Below are 21063 nucleotides of genomic sequence, written 5' to 3' on the forward strand. Positions count from 1 at the left end.
AGAAAAAAGATCTTCTTCATTACTACCGTAACCGTGTAGCATAAATAAAACAGGAGTTTTTTCTTGTTCTATAGTTGCTGGTTGTATAATGTGTTCTAATGATAGTGGTGCTGTCGTCATACTAATTTATAAAAGTGAACCATTTTTGAGAAGCTTTTCCTATAAAAGGAATTTCTTGTTTTTTATTGTTTAGCATACCAATAAAACCATAGGTCCATAATACAATATATGATATGTATAAACCCATAGAAGCGTAAATACTTAACCATTGGCTAATAAATAATGCAAAACCTACAAAAAATAAATTTAAACCAAAGTTTTGTCTAATATGAAAACGAGCAAATTCATGTTTGTCATCCATATTCATAGTAATTGCAATTAAGGTGCCTACACCTGTAAAGTAAGATACTATTGCGGTAGTTTTTCCTTTAGGTTTTTTATTCATTTTACTTTTTTGTGCAAGGTAAAAATTTTGCAAAAAAAAAGAGGTCTAATTAAGACCTCTTTTTACATTTTTATATGATGCTTATAGTTACATAAAAAATAATAAGCTAGAAATAATAGCCCAAACTCCTAAGATAATTGCTGCTAATCCTAATTTACCTTGTAAAGGTCTAAGTTTTGCAAGTAAAGCTTCTCCTTTTGCTTTTGCTTCTTCATTTTTAGATAATAAAAGTTTGTTTATCATTCCGTAACCTAAAATAAAACCTAATGCAGCTGTAACAACGGCTACAGCAATATAAGTTATCCAGTAAATAGGATAAGTAGTAAGCCAACCTATTCTTAAAATAGCTTGAACAATACTAATTACTCCCCAAACACAAAATCCTAAACCTATCCAACCTTGGTAAGGTGTAATTTTGTCTAGAAGTTCTTGTGCATTTGGTTTTTTAGATAGTAATAAAGATGGTGCTGCTAAAATACCTAGTATTATTAGCGTAATTCCGAAAATCATAATTTTGTGGTATTAGTTGGTTAAAAAGTTGACTAACTTTTAGTCTATTAATTAACGCACCTAAACAAATTATAGTATTTCTGCTACATATTTATTTAAAACACCAAAAACTTGTCCTTTTAGTTTTTCTTCAAAAAACATACAGTTTTTAGCTCTACTCTTAGATGTTTGTTTGTTAATGTAGTGTAATGTGTCATTATCAAACAAGGTAAAACAAGCAGTATTACCTTCTTTTATTTTTGGAGTTTGTAAGCCATAACGCTCTCTACCTTTAGTTAAAATTTCTATAGTAGTTTCTGTATCAAAAATAGTATTTAATATACCAAATGATGATTCTAGACCTATGGTACCATAAGCAGCATTATCAAATTCAACTTTTTTCTGTTCTATATCTAAAGGGTTATGGTCTGTAGTTACAAAATCTATGGTTCCGTTTTTAACACCTTCTATAAGCGCAGTAATATCTTCTTTTGTTCTTAACGGAGGTAATACTTTATAAGTAGTGTCAAATTCTGTTAGTTTTTCATCAGTGTAGAGTAGGTTGTATAAAGCAACGCTACAGCTTACGTCTAATCCTTTTTTCTTTGCTTCTTTTATTAGTTTTACAGAGCCTGCAGTAGAAATGGTTGGTATGTGTAATTTGCCACCTGTGTATTCTAAAATAAATAAATCTCTGGCAACTTGTAATTCTTCAGCTAAAGCAGGTATACCTTTTAAGCCAAGACTTGTAGATACATCACCTTCATTTACAATTCCTTTTCCGGCAATTTTGCAATCTAACGGGAAAGAATAAATTAAGCCATCGAAATTTTGAGCATATTGCAACGCTATTTTTAATAGGTTAGAGTTGCTAGTCGGTTTCTTATAGTCTGAAAAGCCAACTGCACCAGCATTTTTCATATCATACAATTCCGCTAAATCTATTGCTTCACTATTTATAGTTAAAGCACCTAGCGGATGTAAATTGGTTACTTCTTCTTTGGCTTTATCTTTAATAAAAGCAAGTGTAGCGCTAGTGTATGGTATTGGGTTTGTATTTGTATTAAGTATAATATCTGTAAAACCACCTTTAACTGCAGTTTTTAGTCCGTTCTCTATTGTTTCTCTTTCTTCAAAACCAGGCTCACCAAAAGATACACTAGTGTCTAACCAACCAATAGAAATACATAGGTTTTTTTTAGATACAATTACGGCATCCTCTGTAGGTGTTACAGCATCAGAAATTTTTGTAATAACACCATTTTGTACTAAAATATCTTTAGTTTTTAAATGTAAATCTTTGTTAGATTTATCAAAAATTTTGGCAGATTTTATTAATATATTCATTTAAAATATTTTTGAATAAGAACTTCTAGTATTAAGAAAAACAACGCAAAAATAACAAACCATTTCCAAAGCTCATTTACCTTTTGGTTATTTTCTAAATTGGTTAATAGTTGACTAATACTAGTGCTTTGTTTGATATTTGCAATACTATTAATGTCTGTATATATAAGTTTACTTTCTTCTCTATTATAATTAAAACTTAGTGAACCTAATTCTGATTCTCCTTTCTTTATGGTATAAATACCAGCATTTTGCGGAGTATTAGAAAAAGTTAATGTGGTTTTATTTGTAAAAGATTGTTGTTGCGGAATAAATTCGTTTTTATCTTTTGTAATTTTTAAAACAAGATCTTTATTAACTTTAGTTTCTACGTCTACAGTTGTGGCTTTACCAAGTGTTGTGTATAGTTTTGGAATTTTAAAACTTGTGTAACCCATATTATATAGTGTAGGAACAATTAGCGGAGAACCTTTAAAATTAGAGTTTTCTTTTGATAAGCTACTTGTAAAAAAGTAAAAGCCATTTGCACCCATTAAAAAAGGAGAATTATCTTGGTAACTTAAAAGACTAGGAGCAGAACTGTTAGTGATAAAAGAACTGTTTACCGTTGGATATTGAAAATTAGTGACTCTTTTTTGAAATACATTTGTATATAATGGATGAGAAAAATTGATACCAGTTACCTTACGTTCTATATTGATTAAACCTTTTAGTTTGGTTGAAAAATAGTTAGATAACAAAGCATTGTAACTATTAATGTCTAATTTTAAAGAAGGGATAACAACCAACGAACCTCCGTTTTTAGTAAATGAAGTTAATGCATTTTTTAAAGATTCTGGTATTGCCTTAAGTTCATTTAATATAATTAAATTTTGAGTAGGAATTAGACTGTAGTTTAATTGGTTTATAGTGGTTGTATTGGTTTTAAACTCATCATTAGTAAATATCTTATTTAAAAAGGTATTATCAGTATTAGAAATAGCTAACACTTTTATTTTATCTCTTTTATTAATGTTAAAGTAAAAACTATTGTCATACATTAAACCTGTATCTGTTAGCTCTATTTTGCCCTTAATACCAACGTCTTTTGGTAATGTAAAGTTAACTTTAGCTTCTTTGCTATTATTAAATAAGGCAGATGTTTTTGCAATTAAAGTATCATTATTATATAACGCAACAGCAGTGTTCTCTGCATTAGTATTAGCTTTAAGGTTAGCTGTTAGTTCTAAATTTGTAGCGTCTGTATTAGAAACATATAAACTATCAATACTAATATTTGTAAAGTTCTCAGTATTTTGTTTTACAAAGTATATATTAGTTTGTAAGCTGTCTATAGTATAAGCTTCATTTTTTTGCTGAAAATCAGAAATAACTATAAGATCCTTTACACTACTATTATCTTTGCTAAATAAGGTATTTGCTTTTAAAATAACATCTTTTATGTGTAGTTGATTACTACTATAACCTAATGAAAGCAGATTATTTTGAATATCTTTTAAAACAACATTTTTATACGTATTAGTATTAGTAAAAAGACTAAACTCTTTTTCTTTGGCGTTACTCTTTATGAGTTCTTGCACGGCAGTTTGCAAAAGGCTAGTTCCATTATTTAGCGCTTGCATACTAAAAGAATTGTCTAAATAAATAACAGTTTCTCTCTTTTTAAAAACATCTTTTTTAGCAAAATATGGTTGTGCAAATGCAATTATTAATGCGGTATATAAAAAAAGTCTAGCAGCTAAAAGAAGCCATTTTTTTAGATTACGAGCTTTTTTAGATTGTGTTTTTACCTTTTGAAGCAAAGCAACATTGGTAAAAGGCGTTTTTTTAAATCTACGGAGTTGAAAAAGATGAATAAATAATGGAACCAATAGTAAAAATAAAGCCCAAAGAAGTTCCGGATATTTAAACTGCATTCCTTAATTTAATTTTTCAAATATAATGAAATTAAACCAAAGGAAATAGCACATTAGCAAAAGAAAAAATAATCTTTTACAGCTTTAAGGTTTAATGTATTAAGATGACTTTTAATAGTTAATTGCTCTTTTTGGTTAGCAACTGTAATTATTATTTGTAGATCTTTAACATTGTCTATGGCTAAAAAATGTTTTAATTTTTGATTATATATGTCTTTGCCTATTTTTTGTTGGTTGTTACATACCCAGAGAAAAGGAATATTTTTTTCTATTAGTTTTTTAGCAATCTCTTTTCCTTTTTTACCAGCTCCCCAAATTACAAGTGTATTTGTTTGTAGATATTCTATCTCTAAAAAATAATTAAGTTTTAACTCTAAAAAGTAGTTTTGCGCATAATGTTCACTAGTTCTAGATGTTCTTGTTGAGTAGTCTCTCCATTTATGTAAAATGGTATTACACGGAATACATTCTATTTTGTGTTTGTAAAATCTAAAGGCTAAGTCATAATCTTCTGGGTAGGTGTTAGGCTCAAAACCACCTACTGCATCAAAATCAGATTTATGTACCATCCAACAAGGAGACGGTATCACACATTCTTTATATATTTCTGAATAGTTATCACCAGTTGTAGTTAATTGGTTTAACCACTCTTCATACTTTTTATAACCATCATTTACACCATTTTTTGCAAAATATTTTACTTTTCCTACAGCAATATGCTTGGTGCCATTTTTTAAGAGCGAAGAAAGCATTATTTTAATCTTATTAGGCATCATTATGTCATCAGAATCCATTCTGGTTATATAAGTACCATTAGATAATTTATAGGCTAATTGTAGAGCTTTAATTATACCTTGCCCATTATTTAGCGTTGTTTTAATTCTGCTATCTTTTTTAGCATAATTTTCTAAAATTGAAGCGCTACTATCTGTAGAATGATCATTAATAGCCAGTATTTCCCAGTTGGTATAGGTTTGTGATATTATAGAGTTAATACATTCATCTAAAAAAGCTTCAACATTTTTGAAGGGTATTAATATACTAACTAAAGGGGTTGGCATTTTATTATTTCTTTAATGCTTTAGCAATTGCTTCTTTTGCTAAAGGAGCCATAAGTTGGTATCCTTTTTTGTTAGGATGAACACCGTCTCCAGAATGCTCTTTTCTAAGTCCATTTTCTTTAGTAGCCATAGCAGAAAAATAATCTAAGTAGATAAAATTATTATCAGTTGCATATGATTTTAACATCGCATTTAACTTAGGTATTTTAGTATTTGGGTTTTTATTTGGAGCCCAAGGATAATCAAAAGCTGGTAGTGTTGACGAAATTATAACCTTAATATTGTTTTTGGTAGCAAGTTCTGCCATACTTTTAATATTATCGGTAATTTCATTTAAAGTAGTTGGCCCAGTATTACCAGCAATGTCATTTGTGCCAGCTAAAATTACAACTACCTTAGGGTTAAGGTTAATAACATCTTGTCTAAAACGTAATAACATTTGCGGAGTTGTTTGTCCGCTTATACCTCTGTTAATGTAATTTTTATTTTCGAAAAAACTAGGCATTGCATTGCTCCAGCCTTCTGTTATAGAATTGCCCATAAAAACAACTCTATTTTCATTAGATGTAGGAGCCTTTAGTTCTGTGTTTGCTTTTTTATATTTATTTAGGTTAGCCCAGTCTTGTGCTTGTGAGTTGCATGACATAAAAAAACATAGAATTAAAATACGGAATGTTATTACTTTTTTCATTTTTTATTGAGGTTAAAGTACCAAGATAATAAAAAATGAAAAAGTAATAGTAATTTAATAAAAGTAATAGGGTGTGGGTAGGCCTAAAAATTATTAAATTACTTAGTAAAGTACGTTTCTATATTTTTTTAATATTAGCGTTTAGCCCTTCTACAATGCCAAGAATATTATTAATAGTCTCTGTAAAATGATGTTTAATTAAATCGTTGGGGATTCGGATAGTCGTAAAACCGTTTTTAAAAGAATGCATAGCCTCTTCTAAGTCGTTAATTGCTTGCTCGTGAGTAAGCATATTATATTCGGTATCTATTTCTATATTTAATTTAACTCTAGAAATAGCAATATCTATAGATTTTTTACCATCCCACCATTCTAACATAGGTGTTAATCCTCTGCTTTTAAGTCCATAATATAATTGTATGGCCTCTATGGGTGTATTATTTTTTAAGATGAGTCTGTTTAATCTCACTTGATGCTTTGCACACAACTCTACTCCAAATGCGTCTATTGCATTTTTATGGTCAATATAGCTAAGCTCTTTCTTACATTCTAAACAAGTCATTAATAGTAGGTTTAATAAGGTTTGGGGTTATTATAACCGTACTTTTTTAGGTTTATTATTTACGTTTCGATGAAATACACACTTGCATTTACTTTTTAGATGAAATGCACACTTTTAGGATAATAATTGATATTTACATCTTCCTGAGAATTATAAATATTAAACTGTTAGATTGTTAAAAATTTATGAATATTTGTTAAAATTTTATTAATTCTTGTTAGAAAATATATATTTGAGATAATAAGTAACCTTACCAAACCTCTGTCTCTAGTATGAACCACAAATGCATAATAATCATAGTATGTGTTACTATGTTTTATATTTCTCCTTTTTCCTATGGTCAATTAAAGCTTAAAAATGATTTTGTAAAATCCAATGTTGACCTATATAGTTGGTTTGACAAAGAAATTGGATTAGAAAAAACAGTTATTTATAACGGTTTTTTAGATGATGGAGATGGTTATTTTGAAAAAAATAGATCATTTGAAAATACAAATAGATATTATAAACAATTTGAATTTTTTAATGGAAGTATAGTATACGATAGGCAGTTATTTAATAATGTAAAAATTAAATATGATGTTTTTGAAGATGAATTACTAATCAATTTAAAAAACAGTAATAATAACTTAATAACTATTCAGCCAATAAATAATAAGGTAGATAGTTTTATGTTGAATTCTCAATACTTTGTAAATATAGATAACTTGACTGTTGAGCAGGGGAGTTATAATGGATATGTGGAATTATTATTGAATAATGAGAATTTTCAATTTTACAAAAAACATATAAAAAGTAGAATAGAAAAAAGATCTAATAACAAGTTATTATATCAGTTCTCAGATAGGAATTATAACTTATTACATTATAATAAGAGTCTAATAAAAATAAAAAAAATTAGAAATCTAAGTAAAATTTTTCCAGAGTATAAATCTGTCATTAGAAAATATTCAGTGAATTACAAAAGCAATGACTCTAATATTATAGATTTATTAAAAAAAATAAATTTATTAATGAATAAAAAAACTAAAGCGTTATAAATGAAAAAATATATAATTTTATTTTTAATATTATTCTTTAGTTTTACAATTTACTCTCAGCATAAAGAAACTTTGATAACTATTCAATTTAAAGATTCTCCTATTAAAGACGTTTTAAGTAAAATTGAAAACAGTTATAACTTTAACTTTTATTTTTCTAATAACTGGTTTAGCAATGGTAAAGTTTCTGGTATTTATAAAGATGAGAAATTAACAACCATTTTAGAAGACATTTTTAAAAATACAGATTTAAATTATTTTGTTGATAAAACAAATGTTTATGTTTTACAGAATAGAATAGTATATAATGAGTTACCTAAAATTTTTTCTGCTCCAGTAAATGATACAACTAGTACTAAAGAGAAAAAAAATAATACTATTACTCCTGTTTTTTACAATAAAAAAAGTAATGATTTAGGTAATAGTTTTATTGAAACTCTTAGGATTGGTAAGTCTACTATAAATGATACTAAAAGTACTTTTATATTAAGTGGTTACATAAAACAACATTTAAATAATGAACCCATTCCTAATGTGACTATATATGTAAAGAATAGAAATTTAGGGGTATCTACAAACAATAATGGTTTTTACGAAATTAAGTTGCCAAAAGGAGAAAACTTAATAGAAGTGAGTTCTATAGGTGTAAAAGCACAAGTAAAAAGAGTCTTTTTATTTAATAATGGACAGTTAAATTTTAGCTTAAAAGAAGATATAGAACAATTAGATGAAATTATAGTAGATGGCGCACAAGATGTTAATGTAGAAGAAACCTTAATGGGGACTTCAGAAATAGATTCAGAAGAGTCTAAAAACATACCACTGGTTTTAGGAGAAAGAAATATACTAAAAGTAGCAACTACATTACCAGGTATTACCACTGCAGGTGAAGGAGCTACAGGCTTTAATGTAAGAGGAGGTAAAACAGATCAGAATTTAATACTTTTAGATGATGCTGTTATTTATAACCCATCTCATTTTTTTGGTATTTTTCAGGCTTTAAATCCCTTTACAACAAAGAGTTTAAAAGTTTATAAAGGTAGTATTCCTTCAGAATTTGGAGGACGCTTATCATCAGTCTTTGATATAAAATCTAAAGATGGTAATGTAGATAATTTTGCAGGCGAGGCATCTATAGGGCCAATTACAAATAATATAGCATTAGAACTTCCTATTGTTAAAGGTAAATCGTCATTAATGGTTGGTGGTAGATCTACTTATTCAGACTGGGTTCTTAAATCATTAGACGATGATGATTTAAAAAAGAGTAAGGCAAATTTTTATGATGTAATAGCAAAGTATAATCATAAAATTAATGATAAAAATGATATAAGAGCTACAGCATACTATAGTAAAGATGTTTTTAGTATAACTTCAGATTCTTTATACAGTTATAATAATGCAGTTTTTTCGCTAAGTTGGGACAATCAATTAAATGATAAAAACGTGGGGAATTTATCTCTTTTTAATACTCACTACGGATTTAACATAGATTATGATGGGGATACAAATACTGACTTTGCTTTTGATTACGGAATAGTAGAAACAGGTTTTAAATACAAAATAACTTATTTATATAATAGCAAGCATAAAATTAACTATGGAATAACTAGTAAGTTATATAATGTTACCCCAGGTAATAAAGAGCCTTTAGGAGATGAGTCTGATGTACAAAAAATTAACTTGGATAAAGAAAAAGGACTAGAATCAGCTCTTTTCTTATCAGATGACTTTGAATTTAATGATAAATTGATGTTTAATTTGGGAGTTAGATATTCAACCTTTACAACTTTAGGAGAAAATACAACAAGAGTTTATAAAGAAGGAGAACCTAAAAATGATGAAACAGTAGAAGAGATATTAAACTTTGATAAAAATGAAGAAGTAAAAACTTATGGAGGGATAGAAGCTAGAGTAGCTGCTAGATATTTACTAAAAGATAATTTATCTATTAAGGCTAGTTATAATAAAATGTATCAATACATACACACTTTATCTAATAATACTACGGGTTCTCCTATTGATACTTGGAAACTATCAGACTATAACATTAAACCTCAAAAAGCAGAACAGTTTGCTTTAGGAATATATAAAAATATAGCAGGTAACGACTATGAAATAAGTTTAGAAGGGTACTATAAATTGTCTAATAATGTGCCAGATTTTAAAACAGGAGCACAGTTAACTTTAAATGAAAATATTGAAACTGAAATTTTGCAAGGTAAAGGAAAAGCATATGGAGTAGAATTTTTAGTGCGTAAAAATGCAGGAGATGTAAATGGGTGGTTAAGTTACACATATTCTAAATCTTTTTTAAAGTTAAACAGTGAGTTTTCCGAAGAGCAAGTTAATAATGGCGATTATTTCCCTTCAAATTATGACAAACCACATAATTTAAATTTGGTTTCTAATTTTAAAATAACCCGTAGGTTTAGCTTCTCAGGTAATTTTACATATCAAACAGGAAGACCAGTAACATACCCTATAGGTAATTTTACATATCAAGGATCAGATTATCCAATTTATAGCGACAGAAATAAGTTTAGAATACCAGATTATTATAGGTTAGATTTAAGTTTTAATGTAGAAGGTAATCATAAACTTAAAAAGTTAGGACATAGTTTTTGGAACATATCTATATACAATGTACTAGGAAGAAATAATCCTTATTCGGTTTATTTTGTTACAGAAGATAATGAAGTTAAGGCGTATAAAAGCTCTATTTTTTCTATTCCAATTCCTACTATAACCTATAATATTAAATTTTAACTGCAAATGATAAAAAACATTATAAAACATTATAAATCTTTGTTCGTTTTTTTACTAGCTACCTTTTTATTAGCAGGTTGTATAGAGGAGTTTTCTCCAGTAACCAAAGACTATGACAGCATATTAGTTGTAGAAGCTGTTTTAACAGATGAGTACAAGTATCAGAAAATAAAATTAAGTAGAACTTTTAAATTTGAAGAGGACGGAGCTAAAAGCGAAGAAGGAGCTACTGTTACTATTTTAGATGATTTAAATAATGAATATAGTTTTAGTGAGCTAGAGTCAGGAGAATATGTATCTAATATGGCTTTTAAAGCAGAAAATATAGCTTATGTGTTACATATAAAAACAGCTAAAGGTAAAGAATATAAATCTACTCCTAGCTTTTTAAGTACAGGTAGTGGTATAGATAAAGTATCTGTTAAAAAAACAACTAACTCTAATTTAGAAGAAGGTGTTTCTATAATGGTAGATGTTAATGAAGCTTCAGGAGAAGTGAAGTATTACAGATATGAGTATGAAGAGACACATAAAATTATAGCACCTTGGTTTAGAAAGAGAAAAGCTGTTATTGTTTCAGAAGAACCACCTCAAATAAAAATTGAATATTTTAATGATGAAACGGGCAAAGTTTGTTTTAGTACTAAAAAGTCTAATTCTTTAATTATAGGGTCTACAGAGGAGTTAAGTGCAGGACAATTAGTTAATTTTCCAGTAAGGTTTATAGATAGAAATGATTACAAAATTTTGAACAGGTATACCGTTTTAGTTAAACAATATATTATATCTAGAGAAGCGCATACTTTTTACCAAACTCTAGAGAATTTTTCTAGTTCGGAGGGTTTGTTTTCTCAAATACAACCAGGTTTGTTAAAGGGTAATATAGAGAGTATAAATGATGAAAATGAAAAAGTCGTTGGTTTTTTTGAAGTTTCATCTGTTTCTTCCAAAAGAATATTTTTTGAGTATAAAGATATTTTTACAGATAAATCTTCTACAGCTAAGTACCCTTATTCTTGTTCATTTATAGCACCTGCAGATGCAAGGAAAGTAATAGAAATTCTTAAAAATAATAGCTACACATGGGTAACAGATGAGCCAGAGCCTTGTACTAATGAGTTTTGCCCTTATGGTGACATAGAAAATGGTCCCAATGTTTATGTAAAAGTAGAATGTGGAGATTGTACCGTTTTTAGTAGTAGTATAGTTCCTGATTTTTGGGAAGATTAAAACCTAGTTAATGAAAAAAATATATCAAATTTTTATTTTGTGTTTTTTTATTCAATTTTCTAATCATTTAAACGGTCAGGATAATAATATAAAACACGTAACCTCCAAAGCTTTAAAGGAACAGGTTTATATACACTATAATTCTAATTTGTTATTTGTAGGTGAGTATATACATTACACTATGTATTGTACCTATTTAAAAAATCAAGAACCAAGTAGTATTAGTAAAATTGGTTATGTAGCACTAGTAGGAAAAGGTAATAAGGTTATTGTTCGTCAAAAAGTTAGGCTTGTTGATGGTTTAGGAAGAGGAGATTTTTTTATACCCGTTTCTGTACCTACTGGAAACTATAAAATTATAGGGTATACCAATTGGATGAAAAATAATAAAAGCACATCTTTTTTTGAAGGAGATATAGCTCTCATAAATCCTTATCAAAATAAACAAAATATAGATTTTGTTGCAGAGGAAAATTTAGTAAGTAATAATCCAGGTGTAGTTAATAATATCTCCAGTAATAATAGTATTGATGTTAAATTATCAAAAAAAGTTTACAAGCAAAGATCAAAGGTAAATGTATCGTTATTTCCAACACAAATACATACTAATGGTAATTACTCTGTGTCTGTTTATAAGAAAAACTCAATAATATTAAACAAAAGTGACTTTTTAAATAATTACAAAGATTTTAAAACTGAAGAAGCTAATTATATAGACTTAGTAAAAGAGAATAATATTTCTTTACCGGAGTTACGTGGAGAGCTAATAAAAGGAGCTATAAAAACAACTGATACTTCTTTACCAATTCAAAATATATCTGTTTCTATTTCTATTCCTAGTAGTAATGGATACTTTTTAAAATTTTCAAAAACAAATAATAAAGGGGAGTTTGAATTTATTTTGGATAAAGAATATGATGCAGCTAATGCTATTATTCAAGTTATTAGTAAAAACGCTGAAGATTACAAGTTAACAATGTTACCACATACAGGAGTAGATTTGTCAAACTTAATATATAAAAAACCAAGAATACCATATTCGGCTAATCAATTAATATTAAATCGAAGTATTCACAACCAAATAGAGAATGCTTATTTTGAATTAAAACCAGATTCAATTTTAATTCATAAAAATAGCGAGCCTTTTACAATGGATAATAAGATTGTTTATAGACTAGATGATTACACTCGTTTTAAAACAGTAAAAGAAACATTAATAGAAGTGATAGACAATGTTTGGTCTAAAAAAATAAATAATGATAAATATGTTTTTCAAGTAAGGATGGAGAATAAAGCTTATGATTATTTTGAATTACCTGAAATAAAGGCTCTTGTTCTTGTAGATGGTGTAGTAATACAGGATCATACAATTATGATGGATTACGACGCTAGAAAAATAGAGAGTATTAGTCTTTTAAAAAGAAAATATGTTTATGGAGAAGAAGTCTATCAAGGAATAATTGAAATTTTCACTAAAAAAAGAGATTTCAAATTATCTAATCCTAACTCTGGTATTTTAAATCATAACTTATTCAAACCTACACAAGAAATAATTTATTACAAACCTAAATATGAAAAAAATGATATTAATAAGCATATTCCAGATTTTAGATATCAATTATTATGGGAGCCAAATATTACGTTTAAAGATTTAAAAACTAAAGAAATAGAGTTCTATACATCAGATGTAAAAGGAAGTTTTACGCTAACTTTAAAAGGATTTACAGATAATGGTAAAGAAGTATCAGTAAAAAAGGATTTTATAGTTGAATAATTTTTTTAAAAATAGTGCATATTTATAAAAATAATATCTAATATTGTTATTAGAATGAAAAACAACATAATTATTATCGTATTAGTCATTATTATCTCTCTCTGGGGGTGATACGGTCTTATATTGATTTTAAGAAAAGCCTGTGTCATATAAAATTGACACAGGCTTTTTTTTTGTTTCAAACTATAAGTGCTTTTAAAATAACTATCAATTTATACAAATAAAAATAGCTGAATGTGATACAAAATAAGGTTTTAATATGTTGATTATAAGTGAATTAAATAAATATACAGTAGGTTGAATTTATACTAAAAAACATTGTTAAAAAAATGAAGAAAGTGAAAGAATTATATTTGAATAGTAAATTATATTCAAAAAAGTCAAAGAATTACAAGATATAACCAAATGGAGTTAAATAAGTATAGTAAGAACGTAACACAAGATCCAACACAACCAGCAGCACAAGCTATGTTGTACGGGATAGGCTTTAAAGATGAAGACTTTAGTAAACCAATTGTGGGTATTGCAAGTACTGGTTATGAAGGTAACCCGTGTAATATGCATTTAAATGACTTAGCTAAAGAAGTAAAAGAAGGTGTTAATACAAACGAATCTGTTGGTTTAATTTTTAATACAATTGGTGTTAGTGATGGTATATCTATGGGAACTCCTGGTATGCGTTTCTCTTTACCATCTAGAGATATTATAGCAGACTCTATGGAGACTGTTGTACAAGGTATGTCTTATGACGGTTTAGTTACCGTTGTTGGTTGTGATAAAAATATGCCTGGTGCTTTAATGGCAATGATACGTTTAAATAGACCATCTATTTTAGTTTATGGAGGTACTATAGCCTCTGGTTGTCATAACGATAGAAAGTTAGATATTGTTTCTGCTTTTGAGGCTTGGGGAGAAAAGGTTGCAGGTACTATGCAGCAAGAAGAGTTTGGTTGTATTATTAAAAAAGCTATTCCTGGTGCTGGCGCTTGTGGCGGAATGTACACAGCAAATACAATGGCATCTGCAATAGAAGCTTTAGGAATGTCTTTACCTTATAATTCTTCTAATCCTGCAACAGGTAAAGAAAAAAAACAAGAGTGTATAGATGCCGGTAAACAAATGTATTACTTGCTAAAAAAGGATATTAAACCGTTAGATATAGTTACTAGAAAATCGTTAGAAAACGCTATTCGTTTGGTAACAATTATGGGAGGATCTACAAATGCTGTATTACATTTTTTAGCTATTGCAAGAGCTGCAGACATTGATTTTACACTTCAAGATTTTCAAAAAATTAGTGACACTACACCTTTTATCGCAGATCTAAAACCTAGTGGTAAATATTTAATGGAAGATGTACACCGTATTGGTGGTATACCAGCGGTATTAAAATACTTATTAGAAAACGGATTATTACATGGCGATTGTTTAACTGTTACAGGTAAAACGCTAGCAGAAAACTTAGAAAATGTACCAAGTTTAATAGAAGGTCAAGATGTTATTCGTCCTCTAGAAAATCCAATAAAAGCAACTGGTCACTTACGTATGTTATATGGTAATTTGGCAGAAAATGGTTCTGTAGCAAAAATTACAGGTAAAGAAGGTTTACTATTTAAAGGTACAGCAAAGGTTTTTAATAGTGAGTATGATGCTAATGATGGTATTAGGGACGGAAAAGTTAAAAAAGGAGATGTAGTCGTCATTAGATATGAAGGGCCAAAAGGCGGCCCAGGAATGCCAGAAATGCTTAAACCTACAGCAGCTATTATGGGTGCTGGTCTTGGTAAAGACGTAGCTTTAATTACAGATGGTCGTTTTTCTGGTGGTACACACGGTTTTGTAGTTGGTCATATTGCGCCAGAAGCTCAAGATGGTGGTACAATTGCGCTTGTTAAAGATGGTGATGTAATTACTATAGACGCAGAAACAAATGCTATTAATGTAGACATAACTTCAGAAGAATTAGCAAAGCGTAAAGCTGCTTGGGTAGCACCAGAATTAAAATTTAAAAAAGGTGTATTGTATAAATATGCACGTTCAGTATCATCTGCTGCACAGGGTTGTGTAACTGATGAATTTTAACTAAAAAATAAAATCACAAAAGTACCATTGTTCGGTTTTTAAAAACTTAACAATAGCACTTTTACTTTAACTCTTTGAAGATGGAAACAGTAAAAGAAAAAAAGACGACATCAAAAAACAAAAAGACCATAAAAATAAGTGGAGCAGAGGCAATTATACATTGTCTATTAGCTGAAGGTGTAGATTTAATTTATGGTTATCCTGGCGGTGCAATTATGCCCGTTTATGATGAATTATACAAATTTCAAGATAAATTAACGCACATTTTAACGCGTCACGAGCAAGGAGCTACACATGCTGCGCAAGGATATGCAAGAGTTTCTGGTAAAGTAGGTGTTGCTATGGCAACTTCTGGTCCTGGAGCAACAAACTTAGTTACAGGTTTAGCAGATGCTCAAATAGATTCTACTCCAATGGTTTGTATTACAGGCCAAGTTCCAAGACATTTATTAGGCACAGATGCTTTTCAAGAAACAGATATTATTGGTATCTCTACTCCGGTTACAAAGTGGAATTATCAAGTTACAAAAGCAGAAGAAATCCCAGAGATATTAGCTAAAGCATTTTACATTGCTAGATCTGGGAGACCAGGTCCTGTATTAGTAGATATTACAAAAAATGCTCAGTTTGAAGAGTTTGATTTTAGTTACGAAGCTTGTGTTGGTGTTCGTAGTTACAATCCGTTTCCTAAAATAGATACAGCAAAGGTTGAAGCTGCTGCTGCACTAATTAACTCCGCTAAAAAGCCATTAATAGTATTTGGACAAGGTGTTATTTTAGGTAAAGCAGAAAAAGAACTTAAAGCTGTAATAGAAAAATCAGGAGTACCTGCTGCTTGGACAATTTTGGGCGTTGCTGCTTTAGATAGCGAACACCCTTTAAATGTTGGTATGGTTGGTATGCATGGTAATTATGCGCCAAATGTTTTAACTAATGAGTGTGATGTTTTAATTGCTATAGGTATGCGTTTTGATGATCGTGTAACTGGTAATTTAGATAGTTACGCTAAACAGGCTAAAATTATACACTTTGATATAGATCCTGCAGAAATAAACAAAAACGTTCCTACAGATGTAGCTGTATTGGGTAATGCTAAAGATAGTCTAGAGGCATTACTTCCTCTTTTAAATGATAACAAACATACTAATTGGCACAATAAGTTTAAAGACATGTATCAAGTAGAGTATGATACGGTTATAAAAAAAGATATTAAGCCAACTAAAGAGAAGCTCACAATGGGCGAGGTTATAGAACAGGTAAATCTGGCTTCCCAAAACAGTGCTGTTATAGTTAGTGATGTTGGTCAACACCAAATGATAGCCTGTAGATATGCAAAATTTAACCAAACAAAAAGTAATATTACATCTGGTGGTTTAGGTACAATGGGCTTTGCTTTACCTGCAGCTATAGGAGCTAAAATGGGAGCTATGGATAGGGAAGTAGTTGCCGTTATTGGTGATGGCGGTTATCAAATGACAATACAAGAACTTGGTGTTATTTTTCAGCATAACGTGCCTGTTAAAATTATTGTTTTAAATAACGATCATTTAGGTATGGTACGCCAATGGCAAGAGTTATTTTTTGACAAAAGATATGCATCTACTGTAATGGTAAATCCAGATTTTGTAAAAATAGCAGAAGGCTATCATATTAAATCTAAGCGTGTTAGTGAGCGTAGTGAGTTAAAATCTACTATAGAAGAAATGTTAGCATCTAAAGATCCATATTTTTTAGAAGTTAAGGTAGAGAAAGAGGATAATGTATTTCCTATGATTCCTTCGGGAGCTTCAGTATCAGACGTTAGATTAAAATAAGTTTAATTAAAAAAATTCCAAAATAACTTTTTATTAAAGTAAAATTGGGGCAATAAAAAAATGGAAAATAATTGGTATACCATATCGGTTTATTCTGAAAACAACGTTGGATTGTTAAATAGAATATCAGGCATATTTTTAAAAAGGCACATCAATATAGAAGCTTTAAATGTATCAAAATCAGAGATCAATAGCGTTTCTAAATTTACAATTGTTGTAAATACAACAGAGCAATGGGTCATAAATATTGTTGGTCAAATAGAAAAACAAGTAGAGGTAATTAAAGCATATTACCATTGTGATGATGATATTATTTATCAAGAGTCTGCTTTATTTAAAATAAAATCAGATTTATTGTTTGATGAGCGAGAGATTCAAAACATTATCAAAGAAAATAACTCACAAATAGTTACTGTTGCACGCGATTTTTTTGTGCTTTCTAAGTCCGGAAAAAGAGACGAGATTAATAAAATGCATGACCAACTAGAACCTTATGGTATTATGCAGTTTGTACGTTCTGGTAGAATTGCAGTGAGTAAAGCAGAAATGCGAATTAGTAGCTTATTAGAAGAATTTCAACATAATTAATTAATCATTCTCAGTTTAGATATTGAGAGAAAAAAGAGTACAGAAAATGTCAAATTATTTTAACACCTTATCACTAAGAGACAAATTAACTCAGTTGGGTAAATGTAGATTTATGGATACTACAGAATTCTCTGATGGTGTAACAGCCTTAAAAGGCAAAAAAATAGTAATTATTGGCTGTGGAGCACAAGGTTTAAACCAAGGACTAAATATGAGAGATTCTGGTTTAGATATTTCTTATGCTTTGCGTGATGCTGCTATACAAGAAAAAAGAGCATCGTACAAAAATGCATCAGAAAACGGATTTACAGTAGGTAACTACCAAGATTTAATACCAACGGCAGATTTAGTAATTAACCTTACTCCAGATAAACAACATACAAATGTTGTGAACACTGTAATGCCATTAATGAAAAATGGAGCTACGTTATCGTATTCTCACGGTTTTAATATTGTTGAAGAAGGTACACAAGTACGTAAAGATTTAACTGTAATAATGGTTGCTCCTAAATCTCCAGGTTCAGAGGTGCGTGAAGAATATAAAAGAGGTTTTGGTGTACCAACATTAATTGCGGTACACCCAGAGAATGATCCAGAAGGTAAAGGTTTGGCACAAGCTAAAGCGTATGCAGCAGGTACAGGCGGTCATAAGGCTGGTGTTTTAGAGTCTTCTTTTGTTGCTGAAGTAAAATCAGATTTAATGGGAGAGCAAACTATTTTATGTGGTTTGTTACAAACAGGTTCTATTCTTTGTTTTGATAAAATGGTAGCAGAAGGCGTAGATGCTGGTTATGCTTCTAAATTAATTCAATACGGATGGGAAACTGTTACAGAAGGTCTTAAATATGGTGGTATTACTAATATGATGGATCGTTTGTCTAATCCTGCAAAAATAAAAGCATTTGAATTAGCTGAAGAGTTAAAAGACATAATGCGTCCGTTATTCCAAAAACATATGGATGATATTATGGAAGGTGAGTTTTCTAAAACAATGATGGAGGACTGGGCCAATGGCGACAAAAACTTGTTAGATTGGCGTGCAGCTACAGGAGAAACTAACTTTGAAAAAACACCTGCTGGTGATGTAGAAATTTCTGAGCAAGAATTTTATGATAACGGCGTGTTAATGATTGCAATGGTTAGAGCAGGAGTAGAACTTGCTTTTGAGGCTATGACAGACTCTGGTATTATTGCAGAATCTGCATACTATGAGTCGTTGCATGAAACACCACTTATTGCAAATACAATTGCCCGTAAAAAGTTATTTGAAATGAATAGAGTAATTTCTGATACAGCTGAATATGGTTGTTATTTATTTGATCATGCTTGTAAACCTCTATTAAAAGATTTTATGGCTAAAGTAGATACTTCTGTTATTGGAAAACCATATGCTGCAGACGCAGGTAATGGTGTAGATAATGCTAAATTAATTGCTGTAAACAAAGCATTAAGAGAGCATCCGGTAGAAATTGTCGGTGCTAGATTAAGAGCATCTATGACTGCAATGAAACCTATTGTATAATTAGTATATCTTTTATAAAAAACGTATTTAACAAAACAATTACAGTGGAGTTAAATACGTTTTTTATTTTTAAAGCTTTTCTCTTAATTACAGTTTATTTTATTAGTAGTTCCAGTTGGTGTATATACACGAATCCAATCAACAGACATTTTGGTGTCGGCTCCAAATTTAATATCGGTACTATTCCAAAACTCAGTAACTCCGCCATATCTCCATACTTGAGCAGCTTGACTAATTAGCATATGCATTTCTTTTGTAAGACCATCTCCGCAAGTTGTATAATTCTCCGGATCAATACCGTCTTCGTCTCGTAATCCAGATATGATTTTTACTCTTTTTCCATCAACAAAATATTCAAGTACTTCAGGACTTACCCATTTTACACCATAGGTATGGTATGCTTCATTCCATTTTACATCGTTATCCCTGCCACAACTTGAAGAATTTTGTTTTCTAGACATCCAAGTTTCTTTCTGAGGTTGATAATCTAGTCTCTCACCATCTACATTTTTAAAGGTATGATGGCTTAAATGTAACCTATCAGCAAAATAAGGTTTATCACATTCTTCTCCATCAAGTCTAATTCTTGGCCCATATGTTTCTAGATTATCAATTTCTTCAAACTGTCCAGAGTCATTACTAATCATCCAAACAGCATTAGCTAATTGTGAATTACTTACTTTAACTCTTGCTTCCTGAAACAAAGGATAACTACTTGTAGCTTTAGTGGAAATCATACCACATTCTAATGTTTTAGAATTCCCAGAACCTTCTACTTGTGCTGTTAATGTCAATACTCTATTGTCATTAGATCCTTGATTTTCAAAGCCAATAGAGTTTCCTGTCCATACAGTTGGGAGAGGTCCAGTGTAACTATTTACATAACCTAAGTTCCATTTTTCAGAAAAGTTAGGAGAAGTTTTTCCTCCAGGGTAATTAAATTCATCAGATAATTCTTCAACTTTTTTCCAAGCCCCCATATCAAATTCGCCTCTGTTTACAGAAACTCCATTTTTAGTAGCAGGGGTGTCAAATAATTGAGTGTTGGTAAGATTACAATCAGACTTTGTAGAAATTATGTGGTCATTAATATCTAAATTAACAATTTCTGATGTTTCATTTTCTAAATCAGGAGACTCTATGTCTTTAGAACTACAGCTTAACATAAAAGTAAGTAGTGAGTAAATAAAAATTTTACAGTTTTTCATAATATATATTTGGAGTATAAATTGTCAATTCAATATTTTTATAGGTATTAAATTGATAATGATTAATAATGTCGCTAAAATAAATTTTAAAAAGAAAAATGTACTGTATACAGACTAGACAAGAACTGACAAATTATAATTTAGAGGGGAAAATTGGTTTTAATAGCTTTTTATTATAAAAAAATAGTAGGTGTTAACTTTTGGAGATTGTTAAGTTAATTTAAGTGTCTATTTAAAGATAAATTCATAAGAATATTTAGGTTTCAACTACAAAGGTTTTTTAAATTTACACTATGAATTATTTTCCTAATATAGAAAACATACGCAAAGCAGCTGATACAATAAGTGCAGTTGCAGATACAACACCATTATTAGAGAGTATTCGCTACTCTAAATTATTTAACACAAATATTCTTTTAAAAAGAGAAGATTTACACAGAGTTAGATCTTATAAAATTAGAGGGGCATATAATAAAATTAGCTCTTTAAGTAATGAGGAAAGAAAAAAAGCAAGAAAGAGGAGCT

The 21063-nt window shown here is 29.6% G+C and carries 17 protein-coding genes and 1 pseudogene; 9 read left to right on the plus strand and 9 right to left on the minus strand.

Annotated elements, in window-relative coordinates; translation table 11 throughout:
- From ABJD66_RS11250 to ABJD66_RS11285, 8 genes and pseudogenes are all read right to left on the minus strand, one after another.
- A pseudogene (locus ABJD66_RS11250) lies at positions 1–120 on the minus strand (phospholipase); the annotation flags it as partial.
- A 1-nt stretch (position 121) separates the two neighbouring features.
- Positions 122–445, minus strand: a complete 324-nt coding sequence (locus ABJD66_RS11255) for a hypothetical protein (RefSeq protein ID WP_100896145.1) — start codon at positions 443–445, stop codon at positions 122–124.
- 87 nt (positions 446–532) lie between these two features.
- Positions 533–955 (minus strand): hypothetical protein, encoded by a 423-nt coding sequence (locus tag ABJD66_RS11260; protein ID WP_100896144.1) that lies wholly within the window; start codon positions 953–955, stop codon positions 533–535.
- 69 nt (positions 956–1024) lie between these two features.
- Positions 1025–2281, minus strand: coding sequence for a dihydroorotase (locus ABJD66_RS11265; protein ID WP_348131549.1), 1257 nt, complete (start codon positions 2279–2281; stop codon positions 1025–1027).
- Positions 2278–4197 carry a BatA domain-containing protein gene (locus ABJD66_RS11270; protein WP_348131552.1) on the minus strand — a complete coding sequence of 640 codons (1920 nt, stop codon included), beginning with the start codon at positions 4195–4197 and terminating at the stop codon, positions 2278–2280. Before ABJD66_RS11270 ends, ABJD66_RS11265 begins: the two co-directional genes overlap by 4 nt.
- A gap of 53 nt (positions 4198–4250) precedes the next feature.
- Positions 4251–5258, minus strand: coding sequence for a glycosyltransferase family 2 protein (locus ABJD66_RS11275; RefSeq protein ID WP_348131555.1), 1008 nt, complete (start codon positions 5256–5258; stop codon positions 4251–4253).
- Between the two features lie 4 nt (positions 5259–5262).
- Positions 5263–5949, minus strand: a complete 687-nt coding sequence (locus tag ABJD66_RS11280; RefSeq protein ID WP_100896140.1) for an SGNH/GDSL hydrolase family protein — start codon at positions 5947–5949, stop codon at positions 5263–5265.
- A 118-nt stretch (positions 5950–6067) separates the two neighbouring features.
- The gene (locus tag ABJD66_RS11285; protein WP_100896139.1) at positions 6068–6511 is read right to left on the minus strand and encodes a hypothetical protein; all 444 of its coding nucleotides are present in this window, start codon (positions 6509–6511) and stop codon (positions 6068–6070) included.
- Positions 6512–6822: 311 nt separating this feature from the next.
- On the opposite strand from ABJD66_RS11285, the gene ABJD66_RS11290 reads away from it, so the two are divergent.
- The 8 genes from ABJD66_RS11290 (at position 6823) to ilvC (ending at position 19330) form a co-directional block, all read left to right on the plus strand.
- A complete protein-coding gene (locus ABJD66_RS11290) occupies positions 6823–7551 on the plus strand; it encodes a hypothetical protein (RefSeq protein ID WP_100896138.1) in 729 nt (242 codons plus the stop codon).
- Positions 7552–10320 carry a TonB-dependent receptor gene (locus ABJD66_RS11295; protein WP_348131560.1) on the plus strand — a complete coding sequence of 923 codons (2769 nt, stop codon included), beginning with the start codon at positions 7552–7554 and terminating at the stop codon, positions 10318–10320.
- Positions 10321–10326: 6 nt separating this feature from the next.
- Positions 10327–11550: a DUF4249 domain-containing protein gene (locus ABJD66_RS11300; protein ID WP_348131563.1), complete on the plus strand. Its 1224-nt coding sequence runs from the start codon at positions 10327–10329 to the stop codon at positions 11548–11550.
- A gap of 10 nt (positions 11551–11560) precedes the next feature.
- Positions 11561–13324, plus strand: a complete 1764-nt coding sequence (locus ABJD66_RS11305) for a hypothetical protein (RefSeq protein ID WP_348131566.1) — start codon at positions 11561–11563, stop codon at positions 13322–13324.
- 405 nt (positions 13325–13729) lie between these two features.
- A complete protein-coding gene (ilvD, locus tag ABJD66_RS11310; RefSeq protein WP_348131569.1) occupies positions 13730–15406 on the plus strand; it encodes a dihydroxy-acid dehydratase in 1677 nt (558 codons plus the stop codon).
- A gap of 80 nt (positions 15407–15486) precedes the next feature.
- Positions 15487–17220, plus strand: a complete 1734-nt coding sequence (gene ilvB / locus ABJD66_RS11315) for a biosynthetic-type acetolactate synthase large subunit (RefSeq protein WP_348131572.1) — start codon at positions 15487–15489, stop codon at positions 17218–17220.
- 60 nt (positions 17221–17280) lie between these two features.
- The gene (gene ilvN, locus ABJD66_RS11320) at positions 17281–17808 is read left to right on the plus strand and encodes an acetolactate synthase small subunit (RefSeq protein WP_100896132.1); all 528 of its coding nucleotides are present in this window, start codon (positions 17281–17283) and stop codon (positions 17806–17808) included.
- Between the two features lie 46 nt (positions 17809–17854).
- Entirely contained in the window at positions 17855–19330 is a 1476-nt protein-coding gene (gene ilvC, locus ABJD66_RS11325; RefSeq protein WP_100896131.1) for a ketol-acid reductoisomerase, read from the plus strand.
- Positions 19331–19413: 83 nt separating this feature from the next.
- On the opposite strand, the gene ABJD66_RS11330 is transcribed toward ilvC, so the two are convergent.
- Positions 19414–20538, minus strand: a complete 1125-nt coding sequence (locus tag ABJD66_RS11330; protein ID WP_348131577.1) for a hypothetical protein — start codon at positions 20536–20538, stop codon at positions 19414–19416.
- 293 nt (positions 20539–20831) lie between these two features.
- On the opposite strand from ABJD66_RS11330, the gene ABJD66_RS11335 reads away from it, so the two are divergent.
- On the plus strand, positions 20832–21063 hold a 232-nt coding region (locus tag ABJD66_RS11335; protein ID WP_348131580.1), incomplete at its 3' end, for a pyridoxal-phosphate dependent enzyme.

Source organism: Cellulophaga sp., assembly GCF_039943695.1.
GTDB lineage: Bacteria > Bacteroidota > Bacteroidia > Flavobacteriales > Flavobacteriaceae > Cellulophaga.

Coding starts and splice junctions, on each gene's coding strand:
- ABJD66_RS11255 (WP_100896145.1), bottom strand. CDS start 445: ATGAATAAAAAACCTAAAGGAAAAACTACCGCAATAGTATCTTACTTT.
- ABJD66_RS11260 (WP_100896144.1), bottom strand. CDS start 955: ATGATTTTCGGAATTACGCTAATAATACTAGGTATTTTAGCAGCACCA.
- ABJD66_RS11265 (WP_348131549.1), bottom strand. CDS start 2,281: ATGAATATATTAATAAAATCTGCCAAAATTTTTGATAAATCTAACAAA.
- ABJD66_RS11270 (WP_348131552.1), bottom strand. CDS start 4,197: ATGCAGTTTAAATATCCGGAACTTCTTTGGGCTTTATTTTTACTATTG.
- ABJD66_RS11275 (WP_348131555.1), bottom strand. CDS start 5,258: ATGCCAACCCCTTTAGTTAGTATATTAATACCCTTCAAAAATGTTGAA.
- ABJD66_RS11280 (WP_100896140.1), bottom strand. CDS start 5,949: ATGAAAAAAGTAATAACATTCCGTATTTTAATTCTATGTTTTTTTATG.
- ABJD66_RS11285 (WP_100896139.1), bottom strand. CDS start 6,511: ATGACTTGTTTAGAATGTAAGAAAGAGCTTAGCTATATTGACCATAAA.
- ABJD66_RS11290 (WP_100896138.1), top strand. CDS start 6,823: ATGTTTTATATTTCTCCTTTTTCCTATGGTCAATTAAAGCTTAAAAAT.
- ABJD66_RS11295 (WP_348131560.1), top strand. CDS start 7,552: ATGAAAAAATATATAATTTTATTTTTAATATTATTCTTTAGTTTTACA.
- ABJD66_RS11300 (WP_348131563.1), top strand. CDS start 10,327: ATGATAAAAAACATTATAAAACATTATAAATCTTTGTTCGTTTTTTTA.
- ABJD66_RS11305 (WP_348131566.1), top strand. CDS start 11,561: ATGAAAAAAATATATCAAATTTTTATTTTGTGTTTTTTTATTCAATTT.
- ilvD (WP_348131569.1), top strand. CDS start 13,730: ATGGAGTTAAATAAGTATAGTAAGAACGTAACACAAGATCCAACACAA.
- ilvB (WP_348131572.1), top strand. CDS start 15,487: ATGGAAACAGTAAAAGAAAAAAAGACGACATCAAAAAACAAAAAGACC.
- ilvN (WP_100896132.1), top strand. CDS start 17,281: ATGGAAAATAATTGGTATACCATATCGGTTTATTCTGAAAACAACGTT.
- ilvC (WP_100896131.1), top strand. CDS start 17,855: ATGTCAAATTATTTTAACACCTTATCACTAAGAGACAAATTAACTCAG.
- ABJD66_RS11330 (WP_348131577.1), bottom strand. CDS start 20,538: ATGAAAAACTGTAAAATTTTTATTTACTCACTACTTACTTTTATGTTA.